Below are 17335 nucleotides of genomic sequence, written 5' to 3'. Positions count from 1 at the left end.
GGTCGCGGGCGGGGCGAGACCCTCGCCCCGCCCGCAACGCTCAGTAACGCTTACTGGGCAGCAGCCACGTAGCCATGCTTGGCAGTGGCAACGGTCAGCCAGTTGAAAGCGGGGGTCGAGAGCAGGATCAGGTGGATCAGCACCGCGAGCAGGAACAGGAACACGCCCTGAGCCACGAACACGCGACGGGGGTCGAAAACGAGCCAGATTTTATAGAACTTGGACATTTTCAGTTTCTCCTCAGAACCACGGACGCCAGATCATGACCGCCAGATGGGCGAGCACCGCGACGGCGATGAACGCCGACAGCCCGCTCATGTAGACGGCATGCAGTTCTTGCGCTTGCTCGTCGGTAAGACCTGTGAAGCTCAGGTCGTTCTTATCAGCCATAACAACCTCCGGATTGGCAGACTGACGCCGCATTCCCTGCGGCTGGGCAAACGAAATGGCACCTGCCATCCCGCATTTCCACCACGAGGGGCTCATCCCACCCGTGGAGAACTCGAACCGTCGGGGATATGGCCCCCGCCGGAATTCCTCACCGGCTCAGGGCCGGAAAATCTCGGGCGTGATCTCGCCGGCCTCGCGCCAGGCACGGGCGAAGGGCCCGCACTCGGGGACACGGCGTTCCCGCACCAGAGACATGACCCAGCCGACGAGCGCGAAAGGCACCGCAACGATCAGGATCAGCGTGAAGTAAAGGGCGAACTCGGGCCGCGGCACACGGTCGACATGGTGGACGCCATGAGCGCGAAGACGTTGACTTTGCATTTCAGTTCCCCCCCTTCCGATCCATGGTCGCATCCCCGAGGGCTTCGACCATTTCTAGAACCACTCTCTCGGCCCCCTGATCGAGGGCCGCCTTCTCGGCCGCATCACGCAGCGACTTGGCCGCCGAAATCCGTGTCAGAACCGGGTGTTGCGACACGATCCGGTCCAGAGCTGCCTGTGCATCCGCATCCCAGGGCATGTCACGACGCAAGGTAGCAGGCGTTGCCGCGGCACTGTCCATTTCGGAAGCAAGCGGCAGGATATTGAAGAGCGCGTCGAACAGTCCGTTACAGATTTCTTGCAGCAGGTAGACGCTACCCATGTAACCCATGAAGGGGGTGCCCGTCGCGCGGCGGATTGCCGCTCCGGGGAAGGAGGCGGGCACGAACGAGGCCGCAGGGCCGTGACCGGCCTTGGTTTCGGCCAGGTAAATCTTCTCGTTGATCGAGCCAAACACCACCAGAGGGCGAGTTTGGCGGATCAAACCGCGAACTTCGTCGCTTTTCGTCTTCTCTCCGGCCTTTCTGGCCACCGCAAAGGCGCAAGGCAGGCCCAGATCGCCCTCGAGATAGGCTTTTATGCCGCGGGCATAGGTCTCGGTGGCGCAGATTCCGAAGCTCGCCGTCGCGAAGAAGTCTTGCGTGACAGATCGCCACAGATCCCACAAGGGCTTCAAAGTTGCATGTTTTTCGCGCTCGATGAAGGGCTCGGGGTCCAATCCGAGCAGTTCGCCAAGGCTGCGCAGGAACTTCGTCGTGCTCTCGAGCCCGATCGGCGCCTGCAGATAGGGTTTGCCGAGAATCTCTGCCAGGTTCCGGCCGAATTCGCGGTACATGACGACGTTCACGTCGGCATTCACCAAGTTTCGGACCTCGCTCAGGTGAGTCCCGAGCGGGAAGACCATGTTCACCTCGGCCCCGATTCCCTCAACCAGACGGCGAATCTCGTGCAGGTCCGAGGCCATGTTGAAGGCGCCGTACATCGGCCCGAGGATGTTGACCCGCGGCTTCGCCCCTTCGGGGCGCATCCGCTCGCCCGGCATCCGGCCTTTGGTCATGCCGTACTCGGTAAAGAGCCAGGTCATCGCGCGGTCGGCGCATTGCCACTGGTCTTCGTCGATGGTGCGCGCGAGGAAGCGCTGCAGGTTCGTGCCCTGCGGCGTCACGCCGCCGCCGATCATCTCGGCGATCGAGCCGGTGACGACGACCGAGGGCAGCAGCGGGTCAAGCGTCTTCCACGCCCGACTCATCGCGCCTTCGGTGCCGTCGCGGCCCAGCTCGGCCTCGCCGAGCCCGGTGACGACGATCGGCAATTCATGCGGCGGCAGCCCGTCGGTGTAATGCAGCACCGAGGTCACCGGCAGGTTTTCACACCCCACCGGCCCATCGATGACCACTTGCAGGCCCTTGACGGCGCAGAAGGTATAAACCGCGCCCCAATAGCCCCCTGCCCTGTCGTGATCGAGGAGAAACATCAGATCATCTCCTCGGCTTTGGCCAGTTTGGCGGCTTTTTCCATCTTCTTGCGCTGTTGTTCGCGGAAGTCGGGGTAAAGCTTCGGCGTATCCTGCCAGATCCCGGCGGTGTCACCCTCGCCCACGCCCTCGAAGAAGGCCTTCATCTTGCCCATGCGCTCACGGTTGCCCATGGCGGCATTCATCACCTGCGCCAGCGATCCGGCGCCCGCAGGCCCCATCAGCGGCCGGGCCGAGATCAGGTTGGTGAAGTAAAGCGCGGGGATCCCCAGCGATTTCGCCTTTTGCACCAAGGGCGTCGTGCCGATGGCCAGATCGGGCTCGAAACCCTCCATCGCGGCGCAATCGTCTTCGAGGCTGGCACGGTATTTGACCACCACGCCCCGCGCCTCGAGCCACTCCTTGTCCCAGGCGCTCCAGGGCGTGCGGGGGGCGGCCGTGCCGACGTAGGGCACTTCGGCACCGGATTCGATCAGAAGACGCGCCACCAGCAGTTCCGAGCCCTCGTAGCCCGAGACGGTGATCCGCCCCTTGATCGGCGCGCCCGCAATGGCACCCTTGATCGCCGGACCAAAGGCGTTCTGCGCGGCGGCGATCTTGTCAGCCGAGACGTCATAGGCGCGGCCGATATTGGCGAGCCATTCCATCGTGCCGTCATGGCCGACCGGTGCCGAGCCGACGATGGCGCGGCCAGCGGTTTCAAACTGCCGGATCGCCGAGGTGTAGAACGGATGGATCGCCGCAATCACCTTGCTGTCGAGCGCGGCATAAAGCTCGCGCCAGTCGCGCATCGGCACGGTCGGCCCCACGGCCAGCCCCATCGGTGCCAGCATTGCCCCGATCACCATCGGATCAGCCGGGAACATCTCGCCCAGCAGCGTGACGGTCGGGCGGTCCGACCGGCCAGAGACCGGCGCAGGCACCGGCCCCGCCATGATTTCCTGCCGCGCATAGGCGAGCATCGCGCCCGAGAGCACGTCCTTGGCTTCCGCATGCGTCGGCACGCCAAAGCCCGGCACGTCGATGCCCACAACGCGAACGCCGTTGATTTCGTTCGGCAACAGCTGCAGCGGCACGCCCGAAGCGGTGGGCACGCAGAGGTTGATGACGACGATCGCATCGTAACGCGCGGGGTCGGCCAGATCATGGACCGAGGCCCGGACGTCTTCGAACAGCTTCCCGGTGACGAGCGTTTCGGAATCGAAGGGCACATAGCCCACCGAGCGCCGCGCGCCGTAGAAGTGCGAGATGAACGACAGCCCGTAGACGCAGCAGGCCGAGCCGCAAAGAACAGTGGCGACGCGACGCATCCGCAGGCCCACGCGCAGCGCGCCGAAGGCCGGACACATCGTCTGCGGCTTGTCATGCGGCCCGACCGGATAGTCGGCCTTGAACCGCGCCATCAGCTCGGCATTGCCCGAAGCGGCGGCCTGAGCGGCCAGACGTTCGTTGCCCGCGCCACAGCCGCCTTCGGCTTGCGGAAGATCGGTCATGTCCGGCCCCCCATGCAAGCGGTCCGGATTTCAACGGCAGTGCAGTCAGACATCGTCGTAGATCACTTCCAGAGATTGCTTCGGCGCGGCGTTCGAGCCACGCAGGTCTTCGTCGGTCGCCGGAACCAGATCGACGATCCGATATTCCTCATCCGTCTCAAAGAGACCCAAAAGCGCATCGGGCGTCAGAGGGCGCGGCCGCAGCGGCGGCGCATCGGCAACATTGCCCGCGAGTTCTTCAAACAGCTTGCCCCAGGGCGTCGCATGGGTGCCGACGATCTGATAGGCGGCCGACTTGCGGCGCAGTTCCTCGTCGGCCGGAATCGCGGCCAGAACCGGAATGCCCGCCGCCTCCGCGAAAGCCTGCGCCTCGCCGGTGCCGTCATCCTTGTTGATCACGATCCCCGCCACGCCGACATTGCCGCCGAGCTTGCGGAAATACTCGACCGCGTTGCAGACGTTGTTGGCGACATAGAGCGACTGCAGGTCGTTCGAGCCGACCACGATCACCTTTTGCGCCATGTCGCGGGCGATCGGCAGACCGAAACCGCCGCAGACCACGTCGCCGAGGAAGTCGAGCAGGACGAAGTCGAAATCCCAATCATGGAAGCCGAGCTTTTCAAGAAGCTCGAAGCCGTGGATGATGCCCCGCCCACCGCAGCCGCGACCGACTTCCGGCCCGCCAAGCTCCATCGCGAAGACACCGCCCGATTTGAAGCAGACGTCGCCGACTTTCACTTCCTCGCCCGCGAGTTTCTTCTTCGTCGCGGTTTCGATGATCGTCGGGCAGTTCTTGCCGCCGAACAAGAGCGAGGTCGTGTCCGATTTCGGGTCGCAGCCAATGAGCAGCACGCGCTTGCCCATTTCGGCCATCATGTGGCTGAGGTTCGCAAGCGTGAAGGACTTGCCCGAACCGCCCTTGCCGTAGATCGCGATGATCTGCGTCTTCTTGGTCGGCGGATGCTCGGGGATTTCGAGCGTCGGATCTTCGGCGGCTTCTTCCCTCAGGCGGGCGTCAAATCCCTTCAGGTTGGGTGCGTCAGTCATTATTTTGCATCTTTCCAGTCAAGGATCATCTTCAGGCAGTCAGGATTTTCGAAAGCGGTCTGATAGGCCTCGGCCGCTTCCGCCGCGGGGCGACGATGCGTGATGAGACCGTCGAGCGAGAGCGCCCCGCTTTCGATCAGCGCGCGCGTGGCCGACAGGTCGGCCGGCTGCCATTCGGCGGCGATGCGCAGGCGCATTTCCTTCATGAAGGCAGGGACGAAGGCGAAGCTGACCGGCACGGTATAGAACCCGCACAGCACCAGTTCGCCGCCCTTGCCCAGACGCCCGACGAGCTGGTCGATCAGACCGGGCGCGCCCGAGGCGTCATAGATGGCCTTGTAGTCGCGACGGGGGTCGGCTTCGGGGTCCAGAACCTCGTAGCCCACCGCGCCCGAGCGACGCGCAGGATTGGTTTCCCACACCATCGGCGGCTTGCCACCGGCAGCGAGGGTCAGACGCGCGAGCAGACGGCCCAGCGTGCCGTGACCCACGATCAGATCGGGAAGAGCATTGTCGAAGCCCGCAAGCGCATGACGCGCGGTCGCGGCGAGTGCCAGCAGGGCCCCCTCGGGTCCGATCGCGGCATCGAGGCGGCAGACCCGCGACGCGGCCGTGACAAGACGTTTGGAGGCCCCACCGAACAACCCGCGCACGCCGCCGGTAAAGCAGTTTGCGCCGGGTACGAAGACGTGATCGCCCGGTCGGAAGCCGGTGTCGGGGGCGGCTTGAACGACCTCGCCGAAACTTTCATAGCCAGGAACAAGCGGGTATCCCATGCCCGGGAAGGGTGGCATGGTGCCGAGCCAGAACAATTTCTCGGTGCCAGTCGAAATGCCAGAGTAGGCGATGTCTACAACGAGATCCCCCGGTCCGGGGTCGGTCAGACCGGCGGTGCCCGTCGAGATGGCCTTCGGCCCGGACATTATGACGACTTGCGTTTCCATTACGTGCTCCCGGTATGATCGAGCCGGAGAGTCGGGCTGATCACGCCTGTGTGTATCATTGAACTTACACGCCCGACTGTCAATTTGATTAGACACTTTTGCGCCAATCGGATGTGCGACTTTCTGCCCCTCGAGCGCGGGGCGAAGTCCGAACGCAGCCGTGTCAGCCGCGTTCGGCTTCGATCACCGAGGTGATGAAGGGGCGCAGGGCACGCGGTTTGGAAACCTTCGAGAACCCAGCCTTTTCAAGCATTTGCTTGATTTCCTCGGGCGAGCGCGTGCGCCCCGAGCTCATCGCCATCGTGTAGAAGGCGAAGTAGACATCGCAGGCACGATCGGGCTTTGCGCCCCCCGCCATCGCTTCCGAGATGATCAGACGCCCGCCCGGCGGCAGCGCGGCATGAACCTTGGCCAGAAGCGGCTCGACCACGCTGTCAGGATGGTCATACAGCACGCGCACCAAAGTGATGACATCGGCGCCCGTCGGGATCGGATCGTCGCGGAAACTGCCCGGCGCGAAGTCAAGCTTCGGGCTGAAGCGCTCCGCCACGGCCAGCACATGCGGCAGGTCAAACAGCGTCAGCGGCAGCTCCGGATATTGCTTGGCGACCGAGCGCAGGAACGCCCCGGTGCCGCCGCCCACATCCATCACCCGTTTGGCGTTGCGCAGATCGACCATGCGCAAGGTGTCATCGGCGACGACGCGCTGGCTGTCGGCCATCAGCTGCGAATAGCGCTCGGCCAGACCCGCATCTTCCTGCGCCAGCGGCCCGAAGACATAGGGCCAGAAGCCCGCCAGCTCCGGTTCGGTGTCGCCCTTCAGGAAGGCCACCGGATCGGCCAGATCGCGGTAAAGGACCGGGTGATGGCGCACCATCGCCTCGAGCCCCGGCACGGTGATGAAGGCCGCGCCGCGCGGCGCCAGCTGCCACAGGCCGCGGCGGAACTTCACCAGCTTGAGCGCGGCCGCCGCCTGCATCAGCACGGCCAGCCGGGTCTCGGGCAGGCCGGTACGCTCGGCCAGCGCGGGCAAGGGCCACGACGCCCCGGCCAGAATGTGCAGCACCCGGAATTCGACAACGGCCAGCAGAACCTGGCTTTGCACGAAGCCCGAGACGACGTCGAACAGTGCCTCGCCCTCGCGGCGGGTGACGCGGCGCATCAGCGGCATGCGTTCGAAGATTTCGTGCAACCGCGGCGACAGCGCGATACGGGTGAAGAAATTCACCCGCCCCGGCTGCACCGGCACCGGCCCGGGCTGCCCGGGAACTTGCGGCTGTTTGCCCATCAGGCTCGGCGCGGAAGTCTGATCGGTCATCGCGCCCTCTTGGTCGTCCTTCGGCACGATCAGCCCCTCTCGGCGCTGGCCGGGATGTCCATGATCTTGTGGGCGTAAAGCTGCACCATCTGGGCCAGCTTCGCCTCACCGGGGCAAGACGGGATCGAGGCGATCGCCCCGGCCAGAACGTCCTGCAGATGCTTGCGCGCCCCCTCGATGCCCATGGTCTTCACCGCATTCGGACGCTCGTTCGCGATGTCCTGCCCGGCGGGCTTGCCCATCGCCTCGGCCGACATCAGCGCATCCTTCAGGTCATCGGCGATCTGGAAGGCGGAGCCGATCCGCATCCCCAGATCGAACCACGGCTCGGCCTCGTAGCCCGCCGCAATCGCGCCCATCTGGGTCGCGGCAATGAACAGCGCCCCGGTCTTCGCCTGATGATAGGCGGCCAGATCGACCTTGGTTTCGCTTTCCCAGGCCTGCCCGGCGCAGATGCCGCCACGGGCGCCCGAAAGCTGACCGAGCTTCGAAATCAGTTTCAGCGCGCGGTCGGAGTTGACGTGCCCCACATCGGCCAGAACCTCGAAGCCGCGGATCAGCAGGCTGTCGCCCGCCAGAACCGCCAGCGGCTCGTTATAGGCCTTGTGCAGGCTCGGTTTGCCGCGCCGGATGTCGGCATTGTCGAAGGCGGGCAGATCATCATGCACGAGGCTCGCGCAATGCATCAGCTCGAGCGCCACGGCCGCGGCATCGGTGATGGCCGGGCAATCGTCGCCACAGGCGAGCGCGACCGATACAAGGATCGTCGGCCGGATCCGCGCCCCACCGGGGAACACGCCATAGGGCAGCGCGGTGGCAAGCAGAGGCGGACATTCGCCCAAAGCTTCGGGCGACAGCGCCTTAAGCAGCGCCGACTCGATACGTTTATCCAGAGACATGACAGAGCCCTCCGCTGCGTCACGACGCACATTGGCATTCGCACCTACCTGTGTAAACTGAAACGTACACCCAAGAATATGGGACAAAATTGCACTCCCGAGGGGGTGCGGATGGCGGTGCGTGCGGGAGCGAGCGATGCGGAGTGAAACGGACGTCGTGGTGATCGGCGCCGGAATGGGCGGCCTTGCGGCGGCCATCGGTGCGGCGGCGGCGGGCCTGCGGGTAACGGTTGTTGAGGCGGGCGATGCGCCCGGGGGCAAGGCGCGGGCGGTTCCGACCCCCGGCGGGCCTGCGGATACGGGGCCCACGGTCTTGACGATGCGGCATGTTCTGGACGCGCTCTTCGCGGCCTGCGGCACCCGCACCGACGAACATCTGACGCTGATCCCCCTGCCCCGACTCGCCCGGCATTTCTGGCCCGACGGCTCCTCGCTCGACCTCTTCACCGACACCGAGGCCAATATCGAGGCGATCCGCGCCTTTGCGGGCGACAAGGAAGCTGCGGCATTCCGCCGCTTCGATCGGCTGTCGCTCGGGCTCTGGGAGGCGTTCCATGCCTCGGTCATTGCCGCGCCGAAGCCGGATCTGCTGCGAATCGCTGCGGCAACGGTGACGCGCCCGCAGCTTTGGCCCGCGCTGCGACCCGGCCTGACGATGCGCGATCTGCTCGGCGCGACCTTCAAGGACCCGCGGCTGGCGCAGCTTTTCGGTCGTTATGCCACCTATGTCGGCGGCCGTCCGGGGGCGACGCCCGCGGTGCTGTCGCTCATTTGGCAGGCCGAGGTTCAGGGCGTCTGGGCGATCCGCGAGGGGATGCACGGCGTGGCCGCCGCGCTGGCCCGCGTCGCCGAGACGAAGGGGGTCCGGTTCCATTACGGCGCCAAGGCCAAGCGCATCGTGCGCAAGGAAGGCCGGGTGACCGCAGTCGAGATCGAGACCGGCGCCTCGATCCCCTGCAACGCCTGCATCTTCAACGGCGATCCGGGGGCGTTGCGCGACGGGCTTCTGGGCGATGCCGCCCGCGCCTCGATGGAGAAAACCGCCCGCCCCGATCCGAGCCTTTCCGCCTGGGTCTGGGCCTTTGGCGCGACGCCGATCGGGGTGGACCTCGCGCATCACAACGTCTTCTTCACCGCCGATCCCGAGCTGGAATTCGGCCCGATCGGCGCGGGCGAGATGCCCGAGGAACCCACGCTTTACATCTGTGCCCAGGACCGCGAGATGGCCGCCCCGGTGCCGGAAATCGAGCGCTTCGAGATCATCATGAACGGCCCCGCAGGCCATCAACCCTTTCCTCAGGAGGAGGCACAATGCAGGGCACGCACCTTCCCGATGCTCGCCGCGATGGGACTGACCTTCAGTCCGGACCCGGACAGCAAGGCGCTGACAACTCCGGCGCTGCTGTCACGGCGGTTCCCGGGCTCGCTGGGGGCGATCTACGGCGGCTCGCCGGAGGGGACGCTGGCGACGTTCCGGCGGCCCTTGGCGCGAACCGGGCTCAAGGGGCTCTATCTGGCGGGTGGGGAACGCACCCGGGTGCCGGGGTGCCCATGGCGCTGACTTCCGGGACGCATGCAGCACGGGCCTTGCTGGCGGACCGGATTTCCGCCGCGAAGTAGGGCCGAACGGTTACGCCTGGTGGTATTGCGACGGCATCTCCGACGACGGCGAAAAGGCCTTCTCGATGATCGCCTTCATCGGCTCGGTCTTCAGCCCGTGGTATCGCTGGTCGGGGCGGCGCGAGCCGCAAAACCACTGCTGCATCAACATGGTGACGACCGGCACCGACGGGCGCTTCACGATGACCGACCGCGGCCGGTCTGCCCTGCGGCAATCGCGCGACAGCTTTCAGGTCGGGCCGTCGAAGCTGACCTGGACCGGCAAGGAACTGGTGATCGACGTTGACGAATGGGGCGCGCTGCCGAAGCTGGGCAAGCTGAAGGGTCGCGTCGTGCTGACGCCGCGCGCGGTGACCGGGGTCGAGGTGCGGCTCACGCCAGATGCGGGCCACACCTGGCGGCCCTTCGCGCCCATCGCCGATGTCGAAGTCGATCTGGCACCGGGGCACAAATGGACCGGCCACGGCTATTTCGACGCCAATTTCGGCGACCGCGCGCTGGAGGAGGACTTCTCGTTCTGGACCTGGGGGCGGTTTCCGCTGCGCGACCGGACGGTGTGTTTCTACGATGCGACGCGGCTTGACCGGTCCAAGGTGGCGCTGGCCGTGCAGATCAACCCGGACGGGTCGGTGTGCGAGATCGACACCCCGCCGCCGCTCGTCAAGATGAAGCGCACGCCGTGGTTCGTGCGCCGCGAAACCCGCTGCGATCCGGGCGCGCATCCGGCGGGCGTCTATTCGCTGCTGGAAGCGCCGTTCTATTCCCGCGCGCTGATGCGCACGCAGATCGACGGCGAGGAAACGGTGGGGATGCACGAGGCGCTCGATCTGGTGCGGTTCCGCCAGCCGGTCCTGAAACCGATGCTGGCCGTGCGGGTGCCGCGCCGGGCCGGGTGGAAACACAAGGACTAAGAAAAAGGCCCGCCGGTGATCCCGGCGGGCCTTTGCAAGCTTGAGTCAGGTCAAAGCTCGATCGGCTTTTCCCCCGGATTGAGCCGCCAGACGCTGAAGTTCAGCGCGCCCGCGGCGGTGACCCAGGCCACATAGGGCACGAACATCAGCCCCGAAACCCAATCGACGCTCCAGAACACGACGCAGGTGGCAAAGACGCTCAGCCACAGCAGCACCAGCACCAGCATGCCCCCGGCCAGCCGGTGCAGGCCGAAGAAGATCGGCGTCCAGAGCGTGTTGACGGCGATCTGTATCGCCCAAAGCCCAAGCCCCAGCACGGCCAGTTCGTTTTCCGCGGCAAAGCCCGAAATCCGCGCGGCCGAGATCGACATCAGGATGTAAAGCGTGGACCAGGCGACGGGAAACAGCCAGTTCGGCGGGATCCAGCTCGGTTTCTTCAAGCCTTCATACCAGGCCCCCGGGCGGAAGATTGCCCCGGTGGCCCCGGCGCAGGCGCAGGCAACGAAATAGACGGCAAACAAGGTCAGGCTCATCTCGGGTCTCCCAAATGAAACACGCCCCGTTGTGAACCCGGGGCGCGTGTTTATCCAGTGACTTTCCGTCGCGGGCGTTCACGAAACCCGTCAGGACACCCCCTTACGAGGCGCGATCGACCACCAGCCCCCTGTCCCGCGCCTTCAGCGCCATCAGCGCCGAGATCAGCACCTCCGAGCGTTCCGGATGCAGGTTGCGATGCGCGGCGGCATCGACCAGATGCGCCACTTCGGGTTCGGGACGTGCATGCACCCGCGGCGAGAGCGGCAGCAGCGACGCCGCCGTCGCCGACATCGCGGAATTCGCCACCAGCCACAGCTTGCGGCCCTTGGTCGTGTGCGCGCGCTGGGTGATGTTGTCGAATTTCGCCTTGGCGACCTCGGTGCCGATCGCGGCATAGATCTTGCCCGCGGCCAGAATCCCCGGACGGCAATCGAAGGGCAGAAGCCGCACCCCCGTCGCCGCGCGCCAGTAAAGCCGGTCAGCCCGGTTCAACAGACGCTCGGTCACCCGGCGAATGCCCTTGGTCGGCTGCGGATCACGCAGGAATTCCTGCGGATCGACCCCCTCTTCGACCATCCAGTCGGTAGGCAGGAAGAGACGGCCCGCACGGGCATCCTCGCCCACGTCGCGGGCGATGTTCGACATCTGCATCGCAAGGCCCAGATCGCAGGCTCGCGCCAGCGCATCGGGGTTGCGCACCCGCATCAGCACGCACATCATCGCGCCCACGGCCGCCGCGACCCGCGCCGAATAGGCCTGCACGTCGGACAGCGTGTGATACCACCGCCCCTCGGCATCCCAGGCGAAGCCCTCGAGCAGCGCCTCGGGCAATTCGCGCGGCATCTCGAATTCCTCGACCACCGCTGCGAAGGCGCGATCCGAGGGCGCATTGCGCGGACGACCGGCATAGATATCCTCCAGCCGGTCGCCAAGTTTCAGAACCGCCGCAGCCTTGTCGCGCGGCGCGCCGACTTCGTCGACTTCGTCATCGGCGACGCGGCAAAAGGCGTAAAGCGCCAGCGCGGGGTCTCTCACCCGCGCCGGCAGAACTTTGGACGCCGCATGGAGGGAGTAACTGCCGGTGCGGATCAGCTCCCGGCAGACCTCCATATCCGCTTCGGCGATCATTTCGCCGCCTTGGCCCGGGGCGACCGGGCCTTGGGCGCAACCGCCGCGGTGGGTTCGGGCTTCGGCGCATCCGGGATCATCTGCGCGACAAGCTCGCCCGAGCCGATCACCGAAGGCACACCGGCGCCCGGATGGGTGCCCGCGCCGACGAGATAAAGGCCATCGACCTCTTCCGAGATGTTGTGCGGGCGGAACCAGGCCGACTGGAAGATCCGCGGCTCAAGCGAGAACCCGGCACCGAGCGGCGACAGATAGCGGTCGCGGAAGGTCTCCGGGGTGAACACCACTTCTTCGGTGATCTTCTCGGTGACGCCCGGCAGCAACCGCTCCTCGATCACCTTCAGCACCTTGGCCTTGTATTTCTCGGCCTCGACCGACCAATCCACGCCATTGTCGAAGCCGAGGTTCGGCACCGGCGACAGCACGTAGAAGGTGTCGTCGCCCTTCGGCGCGGCGGTCGGATCGGTGACCGACGGACGGTGGACATAAAGGCTCATGTCCTCGGCCAGCTCGCCCTTGATGAAGATGTCGGCAACGTGGTCCTTGTAGCGCGGCCCGACGACGACGGTGTGGTGACCCACATCCTTCCACATCTTGGCCGTGCCCTTGGTGCCGAAATACCAGACGAAAAGCCCCATCGACCAGCGCTTCTTGTCGAGCTTGTCGTCGGTCCAGCGCCAGCGGTCGCGGTTGCGCAGCAGGCGCTTGTAGGTGTGGCCCGCATCGGCGTTCGACACGACCACGGCCGCCGGAAGCTCGGTGCCATCCATCAGACGGATGCCCGTGGCCTTGCCATCGCGCGACACCAGGATCTCGTCGACCTCGGTGTTCAGCCGCACTTCGCCGCCCTGATCGCGGATGACATTCGCCATCGCATCGGCGATCGCCTGAATCCCGCCCATCGCATAATGGACGCCGAATTTCTTCTCGAGCTGGCTGACGAGGATATACATCGACGTCACATGGAAGGGGTCGCCGCCGATGAAGAGCGGGTGGAACGACAGCGCGAAGCGCAGATGCTCGTCCTTCACCATCTTCTTGGCATGGCCATAGACCGAGCGGTCGGCGCGCAGCCAGCCAAAGGTCGGCAGAACCTTGATCAGGTCCCACAGCTTGTGCATCGGCTTGCGGCCGAGATTCTCATAGCCGAATTCATAGCGGGCCTTGGCGTCCCACATGAAATGGCGGAACCCTTCGACATCGCCGGGGCTGATGCGCGCCACCTCGGCCTTGACCTTCTCGTCATCGCCGTAAGCGGTGTATTTTTCGCCATCGGGGAAATCGATGGTGTAGAAGGGCTCCATCGGAGCAAGCGTCACGTCCTTGTCGAAATCACGCCCGCAATCGGCCCAAAGCTCGCGCAGACGGTCCGGCACCGTGACGATGGTCGGCCCGAGATCGAATCGATGCCCGCCCTTGGTGATCGAGGATCCACGCCCGCCGGGCCGATCAAGACGATCGACGACCGTCACCTTGTAACCCTTTGCGCCCAGCCGCATCGCCGCAGCAAGACCGCCAAGGCCGGCACCGATAACGACGGCGCGACCCATACCTTCTGTGTTCTTGGACATGGTTTCTTCGGTAGTTTCAGGTTTCATTGATGGGATGATAGGTCGTCAATTCCGATTTACAACTGTCGACGCCGTCTCGCGACAAAACGTCTGAGGCCTTCCATTACAAGGGTGCCAGATGTAAATATCACGTTACACTTTCTAGGGGAGGACGTAGATGCCTGTCGCCTCACTCAGCCTGTTCCGCTTTGACGGGACAAGCTCGCTGCCCTGGGTCATCAGCCAGATGATCCTCTCCCGCCGCCCCCTGAACGACGAGCCGCGGGTGAAGTTCTACAAGCTCTGCGGGTCCGGCACCGGCGAGGGGTTCACGCCGAAGCCGAACTGGCGCGTCTGGGCGATCATGGCCGCCTTTGACACCGAAGCCGACGCGCGCGACGTGACGACCAACCATCCGGTCTGGAAGCGCTGGCGCGCGCATGCCGCGGAAACGCTGGTGTTTCACCTGCAGCCGCTTTCGGCGCGCGGCACCTGGGGCGGTGTGAACGCCTTCCTGCCCGAAACGCCCGCCGAACCGAGCCCGAACGAACCTGTCGTCGCCCTGACCCGTGCCGCGATCAAGCCGCACAAGGCCAATGCCTTCTGGTCACGCGTGCCGAAGATTTCCGAAAAGGTCGGCGAGGATCAGAACCTGATGTTCAAGATCGGGATCGGGGAAATTCCCCTTTTCCATCAAGTGACTTTCTCGATCTGGCCGGATGTGGCAAAGATGAATGCCTTTGCCCGCGGCGACACGCCGCATGGCAAGGCGATCCGCGCTGCGCGTGAAGAAGGTTGGTTCACCGAAGAACTCTACGCCCGGTTCCGACTGCTTGGGACCGAGGGAAGCTGGATGGGCAAGGACCCGCTCGCCAGCAAAGTCTTGGAAAGGGAAACTGCATGACTACCGCCGTCGCTCGACTTCAACCCTCCGCCTCCGGGGCGAAGACGAGACCCGTATTTCCCTTTTCTGCCATCGTCGGTCAGGAAGACATGAAACTGGCGCTGCTGTTGACCGCGGTTGATCCCGGCATCGGCGGCGTTCTGGTCTTTGGCGACCGCGGCACCGGCAAATCGACCGCCGTGCGCGCGCTGGCGGCCCTGCTGCCCGAAATCGAAGCGGTCGCGGGCTGCCCGGTGTCCTCGCCGAACGTGGACATGATCCCCGATTGGGCGACCGTGATCTCGACCGAGGTGGTGCGCAAGCCGACCCCGGTGGTCGACCTGCCGCTCGGTGTGTCGGAAGACCGCGTGGTCGGTGCGCTCGATATCGAACGCGCGATCTCGAAGGGCGAGAAAGCCTTCGAGCCGGGCCTGCTCGCCCGTGCCAACCGCGGCTATCTCTACATCGACGAATGCAACCTCTTGGAAGATCACATCGTCGACCTGCTCTTGGACGTCGCCCAATCGGGCGAGAACGTGGTCGAACGGGATGGTCTCTCGATCCGTCACCCGGCCCGTTTCGTTCTGGTCGGCTCGGGCAACCCGGAAGAAGGCGACCTGCGTCCGCAGCTGCTGGACCGTTTCGGCCTGTCGGTCGAAGTTCTGTCGCCCCGCGACGTCGAAACCCGGGTCGAGGTGATCCGTCGCCGCGACACCTATGACGCCGATCCGAAGGCCTTCCTCGAGGAATGGCGTCCGAAGGACATGGACATTCGCAACCAGATCCTCGAGGCGCGCGAGCGTCTGCCGAAGGTCGAGGCGCCGAACACCGCGCTTTACGACTGCGCCGCGCTCTGCATCGCGCTTGGCTCGGACGGTCTGCGGGGCGAGTTGACGCTGCTGCGCTCTGCCCGTGCCTTGGCCGCGCTCGAAGGCGCGCCGGCCGTGGGTCGCGATCACCTGAAGCGGGTGGCGACGATGGCGCTCTCGCACCGTCTGCGCCGCGATCCCCTTGATGAAGCTGGCTCGACGGCCCGCGTGGCCCGGACGGTCGAAGAAACGTTGCCGTAACATGGACCACGAACGCCTGAAGTCGGCCCTCGCGGTGCTGACGGTCGACCCCGCCGCGGTCGGCGGATTGTGGCTGCGCTCGCGCGCCGGTCCGATCCGGCTGGCCTTCACCGATACGCTGGCCAAGCTGCCCTTCCCGATGGCGCTGCGCCGTCTGCCGCCGAACGTGGATGATGGCGCGCTTTATGGCGGGCTCGACGTGGCCGAAACGCTGCATTCCGGCAAACCCGTCCTGAAGGGCGGGATGCTGGATCGGCCGAGCGTTTTCATCCTGCCGATGGCGGAACGCTGCACGGCGAAACTGGGCGCGCGTCTGGCGCAGGCGCTCGATCTGCGCCAGCATGCGCTGATCGCGCTGGATGAGGCCGCTGAACCCGACGAGGCGCTGCCGCATGCGGTGGCGGATCGGCTCGGGCTCTTCGTCGATCTCTCCGAGGTGCGGTCGATCGACGGGCCCGGGCTTTTGCCCGACACCGCGCAGATCGAGCGCGCGCGGGAATTGCTGCCCCATGTCAAGATGCCCGCCGACCGCGTGGGCGAGATTGTCGAGGGCTGTCGGCAACTGGGCATCGGCAGCCTGCGCGCGCCGATGCTGGCGCTGACCGCGGCGCGGATCCTGACCGCTTTGGCGGGCCGCACCACCGTCGAGGCCGAGGACGTGCTGCATGCTGCGGAACTGACGCTGGCGCATCGGGCCTTGCCGCTCGAAGAGCTGCCGCCGCCCCCTCCCCCGCCGCCGCCGGAACCGCCGGAGCAGAACGAGGGCGAGAACCAGCAGGACGAACAGGATCAGATCGACCCGCTCGACGGCATCCCGCCCGAGATCGTGGTCGAGGCCGTCCGGGCGATGCTGCCCGACAACATCCTGCAAACGCTGAACATGGGCAGCCGGTTGCGCGCGGCCTCGGGCGGTCAGGGTGCCGGGCAAGAGCAGATCGGCAACCGCCGCGGCCGCCCCCTGCCTGCGCGCAAGGGCAAGCTGGAAGACGATGCCAAGATCGATCTGGTGGCCACGCTGCGCTCGGCCGCGCCGTGGCAGGGCCTGCGGCGCCGTCAGGCACCCGCGGGCACCGAACGGGTGCTGCTGGTCGAAAGCTCCGACATCCACATCAAGCGCCGCAAGGAGATGTCCGACCGCGTGCTGATCTTTGCCGTCGACGCCTCGGGCTCGGCGGCGGTGGCGCGGCTGTCGGAAGCCAAGGGCGCGGTCGAGCTGCTGCTGGGCCGGGCCTATGCGGCGCGGGACCATGTGTCCTTGATCACCTTCCGGGGTACGGCGGCGCAAGTTCTGCTGCAACCGTCCCGCTCGCTGACGCAGACGAAGCGGCAGTTGCAGGGCCTTCCGGGCGGCGGTGGCACGCCGCTCGCAAGCGGGCTTGAAATGGCGATGGTGACGGCGAAACAGGCGCGCTCGCGCGGCATGACGCCGACGATCGCGGTGCTGACCGACGGTCGCGGGAACATCGCGCTGGATGGCACGGCGAACCGCGAACTCGCTGGTGAGCAGGCGACCAAGGTCGCGCGCGCGATCCGGGCCAGCGGCATGCCGGCGGTGATCATCGACACGGCGATGCGGCCCAATCCGGCGCTGGTCGACCTTGCCCGCAACATGGACGCCCACTACATTGCCCTGCCAAGGGCGACGGCGCACAAGATGGCCGACGTTCTGGGAGCGGCTCTGGAGGCGTAA

The 17335-nt window shown here is 65.7% G+C and carries 17 protein-coding genes; 5 read left to right on the top strand and 12 right to left on the bottom strand.

Annotated elements, in window-relative coordinates; genetic code table 11:
- Positions 1–50: 50 nt before the first annotated feature.
- The 9 genes from pufA to C8J30_RS07455 all read right to left on the bottom strand — a co-directional run bounded on the left by pufA (position 51) and on the right by C8J30_RS07455 (position 7946).
- Positions 51–227, bottom strand: coding sequence for a light-harvesting antenna LH1, alpha subunit (gene pufA, locus C8J30_RS07495; RefSeq protein WP_013066436.1), 177 nt, complete (start codon positions 225–227; stop codon positions 51–53).
- A gap of 13 nt (positions 228–240) precedes the next feature.
- Positions 241–390, bottom strand: coding sequence for a light-harvesting antenna LH1, beta subunit (pufB, locus tag C8J30_RS07490; RefSeq protein ID WP_013066435.1), 150 nt, complete (start codon positions 388–390; stop codon positions 241–243).
- 156 nt (positions 391–546) lie between these two features.
- Complete coding sequence (pufQ, locus tag C8J30_RS07485; RefSeq protein WP_110805114.1) at positions 547–771, bottom strand: cytochrome PufQ; 225 nt, start codon at positions 769–771, stop codon at positions 547–549.
- A gap of 1 nt (position 772) precedes the next feature.
- Positions 773–2245 (bottom strand): chlorophyllide a reductase subunit Z, encoded by a 1473-nt coding sequence (gene bchZ, locus C8J30_RS07480; protein WP_110805112.1) that lies wholly within the window; start codon positions 2243–2245, stop codon positions 773–775.
- A complete protein-coding gene (gene bchY / locus C8J30_RS07475; protein WP_110805110.1) occupies positions 2245–3738 on the bottom strand; it encodes a chlorophyllide a reductase subunit Y in 1494 nt (497 codons plus the stop codon). The genes bchZ and bchY overlap by 1 nt, the downstream gene beginning before the upstream one ends.
- A gap of 45 nt (positions 3739–3783) precedes the next feature.
- A complete protein-coding gene (locus tag C8J30_RS07470) occupies positions 3784–4785 on the bottom strand; it encodes a chlorophyllide a reductase iron protein subunit X (RefSeq protein ID WP_110805108.1) in 1002 nt (333 codons plus the stop codon).
- A complete protein-coding gene (gene bchC, locus C8J30_RS07465) occupies positions 4785–5729 on the bottom strand; it encodes a chlorophyll synthesis pathway protein BchC (protein WP_110805106.1) in 945 nt (314 codons plus the stop codon). The genes C8J30_RS07470 and bchC overlap by 1 nt, the downstream gene beginning before the upstream one ends.
- Positions 5730–5892: 163 nt before the next feature.
- On the bottom strand, positions 5893–7074 hold the full coding sequence (locus tag C8J30_RS07460) for a methyltransferase (protein ID WP_110805104.1): 1182 nt from the start codon (positions 7072–7074) through the stop codon (positions 5893–5895).
- A gap of 2 nt (positions 7075–7076) precedes the next feature.
- Positions 7077–7946: a polyprenyl synthetase family protein gene (locus tag C8J30_RS07455; RefSeq protein ID WP_110805103.1), complete on the bottom strand. Its 870-nt coding sequence runs from the start codon at positions 7944–7946 to the stop codon at positions 7077–7079.
- 136 nt (positions 7947–8082) lie between these two features.
- Here C8J30_RS07455 and crtD point away from each other — a divergent pair, with 136 nt between their 5' ends.
- Entirely contained in the window at positions 8083–9507 is a 1425-nt protein-coding gene (gene crtD / locus C8J30_RS07450; RefSeq protein WP_342767524.1) for a 1-hydroxycarotenoid 3,4-desaturase CrtD, read from the top strand.
- Positions 9508–9631: 124 nt separating this feature from the next.
- Positions 9632–10477 (top strand): carotenoid 1,2-hydratase, encoded by an 846-nt coding sequence (gene crtC, locus C8J30_RS07445; RefSeq protein ID WP_110805101.1) that lies wholly within the window; start codon positions 9632–9634, stop codon positions 10475–10477.
- Positions 10478–10527: 50 nt separating this feature from the next.
- Here the strand turns inward: crtC and tspO are convergent, their stop codons facing one another.
- From tspO to C8J30_RS07430, 3 genes are all read right to left on the bottom strand, one after another.
- Positions 10528–11010 (bottom strand): tryptophan-rich sensory protein TspO, encoded by a 483-nt coding sequence (tspO, locus tag C8J30_RS07440; RefSeq protein WP_110805099.1) that lies wholly within the window; start codon positions 11008–11010, stop codon positions 10528–10530.
- A gap of 103 nt (positions 11011–11113) precedes the next feature.
- On the bottom strand, positions 11114–12142 hold the full coding sequence (crtB, locus tag C8J30_RS07435; protein WP_110805098.1) for a 15-cis-phytoene synthase: 1029 nt from the start codon (positions 12140–12142) through the stop codon (positions 11114–11116).
- Positions 12139–13749, bottom strand: a complete 1611-nt coding sequence (locus tag C8J30_RS07430; protein WP_394341921.1) for a phytoene desaturase — start codon at positions 13747–13749, stop codon at positions 12139–12141. The genes crtB and C8J30_RS07430 overlap by 4 nt, the downstream gene beginning before the upstream one ends.
- Positions 13750–13870: 121 nt before the next feature.
- On the opposite strand from C8J30_RS07430, the gene crtA reads away from it, so the two are divergent.
- From crtA to C8J30_RS07415, 3 genes are read left to right on the top strand one after another with little or no spacing between them, the layout of a single operon-like run.
- The gene (gene crtA / locus C8J30_RS07425; protein WP_110805094.1) at positions 13871–14596 is read left to right on the top strand and encodes a spheroidene monooxygenase; all 726 of its coding nucleotides are present in this window, start codon (positions 13871–13873) and stop codon (positions 14594–14596) included.
- On the top strand, positions 14593–15645 hold the full coding sequence (gene bchI, locus C8J30_RS07420) for a magnesium chelatase ATPase subunit I (protein WP_110805093.1): 1053 nt from the start codon (positions 14593–14595) through the stop codon (positions 15643–15645). The genes crtA and bchI overlap by 4 nt, the downstream gene beginning before the upstream one ends.
- A 1-nt stretch (position 15646) precedes the next feature.
- Positions 15647–17335, top strand: coding sequence for a magnesium chelatase subunit D (locus tag C8J30_RS07415; RefSeq protein ID WP_110805091.1), 1689 nt, complete (start codon positions 15647–15649; stop codon positions 17333–17335).

It is taken from the genome of Rhodobacter viridis (assembly GCF_003217355.1).
Classification (GTDB): domain Bacteria; phylum Pseudomonadota; class Alphaproteobacteria; order Rhodobacterales; family Rhodobacteraceae; genus Rhodobacter; species Rhodobacter viridis.
The sequence above is the reverse complement of the archived record's forward strand: the minus strand, read 5'-3'. Positions and strand labels throughout refer to the sequence as shown.

What these genes read in the sequence shown, in the direction of transcription:
- pufA (WP_013066436.1), bottom strand. Translation starts at nt 227, where the DNA reads ATGTCCAAGTTCTATAAAATCTGGCTCGTTTTCGACCCCCGTCGCGTG.
- pufB (WP_013066435.1), bottom strand. Translation starts at nt 390, where the DNA reads ATGGCTGATAAGAACGACCTGAGCTTCACAGGTCTTACCGACGAGCAA.
- pufQ (WP_110805114.1), bottom strand. Translation starts at nt 771, where the DNA reads ATGCAAAGTCAACGTCTTCGCGCTCATGGCGTCCACCATGTCGACCGT.
- bchZ (WP_110805112.1), bottom strand. Translation starts at nt 2,245, where the DNA reads ATGTTTCTCCTCGATCACGACAGGGCAGGGGGCTATTGGGGCGCGGTT.
- bchY (WP_110805110.1), bottom strand. Translation starts at nt 3,738, where the DNA reads ATGACCGATCTTCCGCAAGCCGAAGGCGGCTGTGGCGCGGGCAACGAA.
- C8J30_RS07470 (WP_110805108.1), bottom strand. Translation starts at nt 4,785, where the DNA reads ATGACTGACGCACCCAACCTGAAGGGATTTGACGCCCGCCTGAGGGAA.
- bchC (WP_110805106.1), bottom strand. Translation starts at nt 5,729, where the DNA reads ATGGAAACGCAAGTCGTCATAATGTCCGGGCCGAAGGCCATCTCGACG.
- C8J30_RS07455 (WP_110805103.1), bottom strand. Translation starts at nt 7,946, where the DNA reads ATGTCTCTGGATAAACGTATCGAGTCGGCGCTGCTTAAGGCGCTGTCG.
- crtD (WP_342767524.1), top strand. Translation starts at nt 8,083, where the DNA reads ATGCGGAGTGAAACGGACGTCGTGGTGATCGGCGCCGGAATGGGCGGC.
- crtC (WP_110805101.1), top strand. Translation starts at nt 9,632, where the DNA reads ATGATCGCCTTCATCGGCTCGGTCTTCAGCCCGTGGTATCGCTGGTCG.
- tspO (WP_110805099.1), bottom strand. Translation starts at nt 11,010, where the DNA reads ATGAGCCTGACCTTGTTTGCCGTCTATTTCGTTGCCTGCGCCTGCGCC.
- crtB (WP_110805098.1), bottom strand. Translation starts at nt 12,142, where the DNA reads ATGATCGCCGAAGCGGATATGGAGGTCTGCCGGGAGCTGATCCGCACC.
- crtA (WP_110805094.1), top strand. Translation starts at nt 13,871, where the DNA reads ATGCCTGTCGCCTCACTCAGCCTGTTCCGCTTTGACGGGACAAGCTCG.
- bchI (WP_110805093.1), top strand. Translation starts at nt 14,593, where the DNA reads ATGACTACCGCCGTCGCTCGACTTCAACCCTCCGCCTCCGGGGCGAAG.
- C8J30_RS07415 (WP_110805091.1), top strand. Translation starts at nt 15,647, where the DNA reads ATGGACCACGAACGCCTGAAGTCGGCCCTCGCGGTGCTGACGGTCGAC.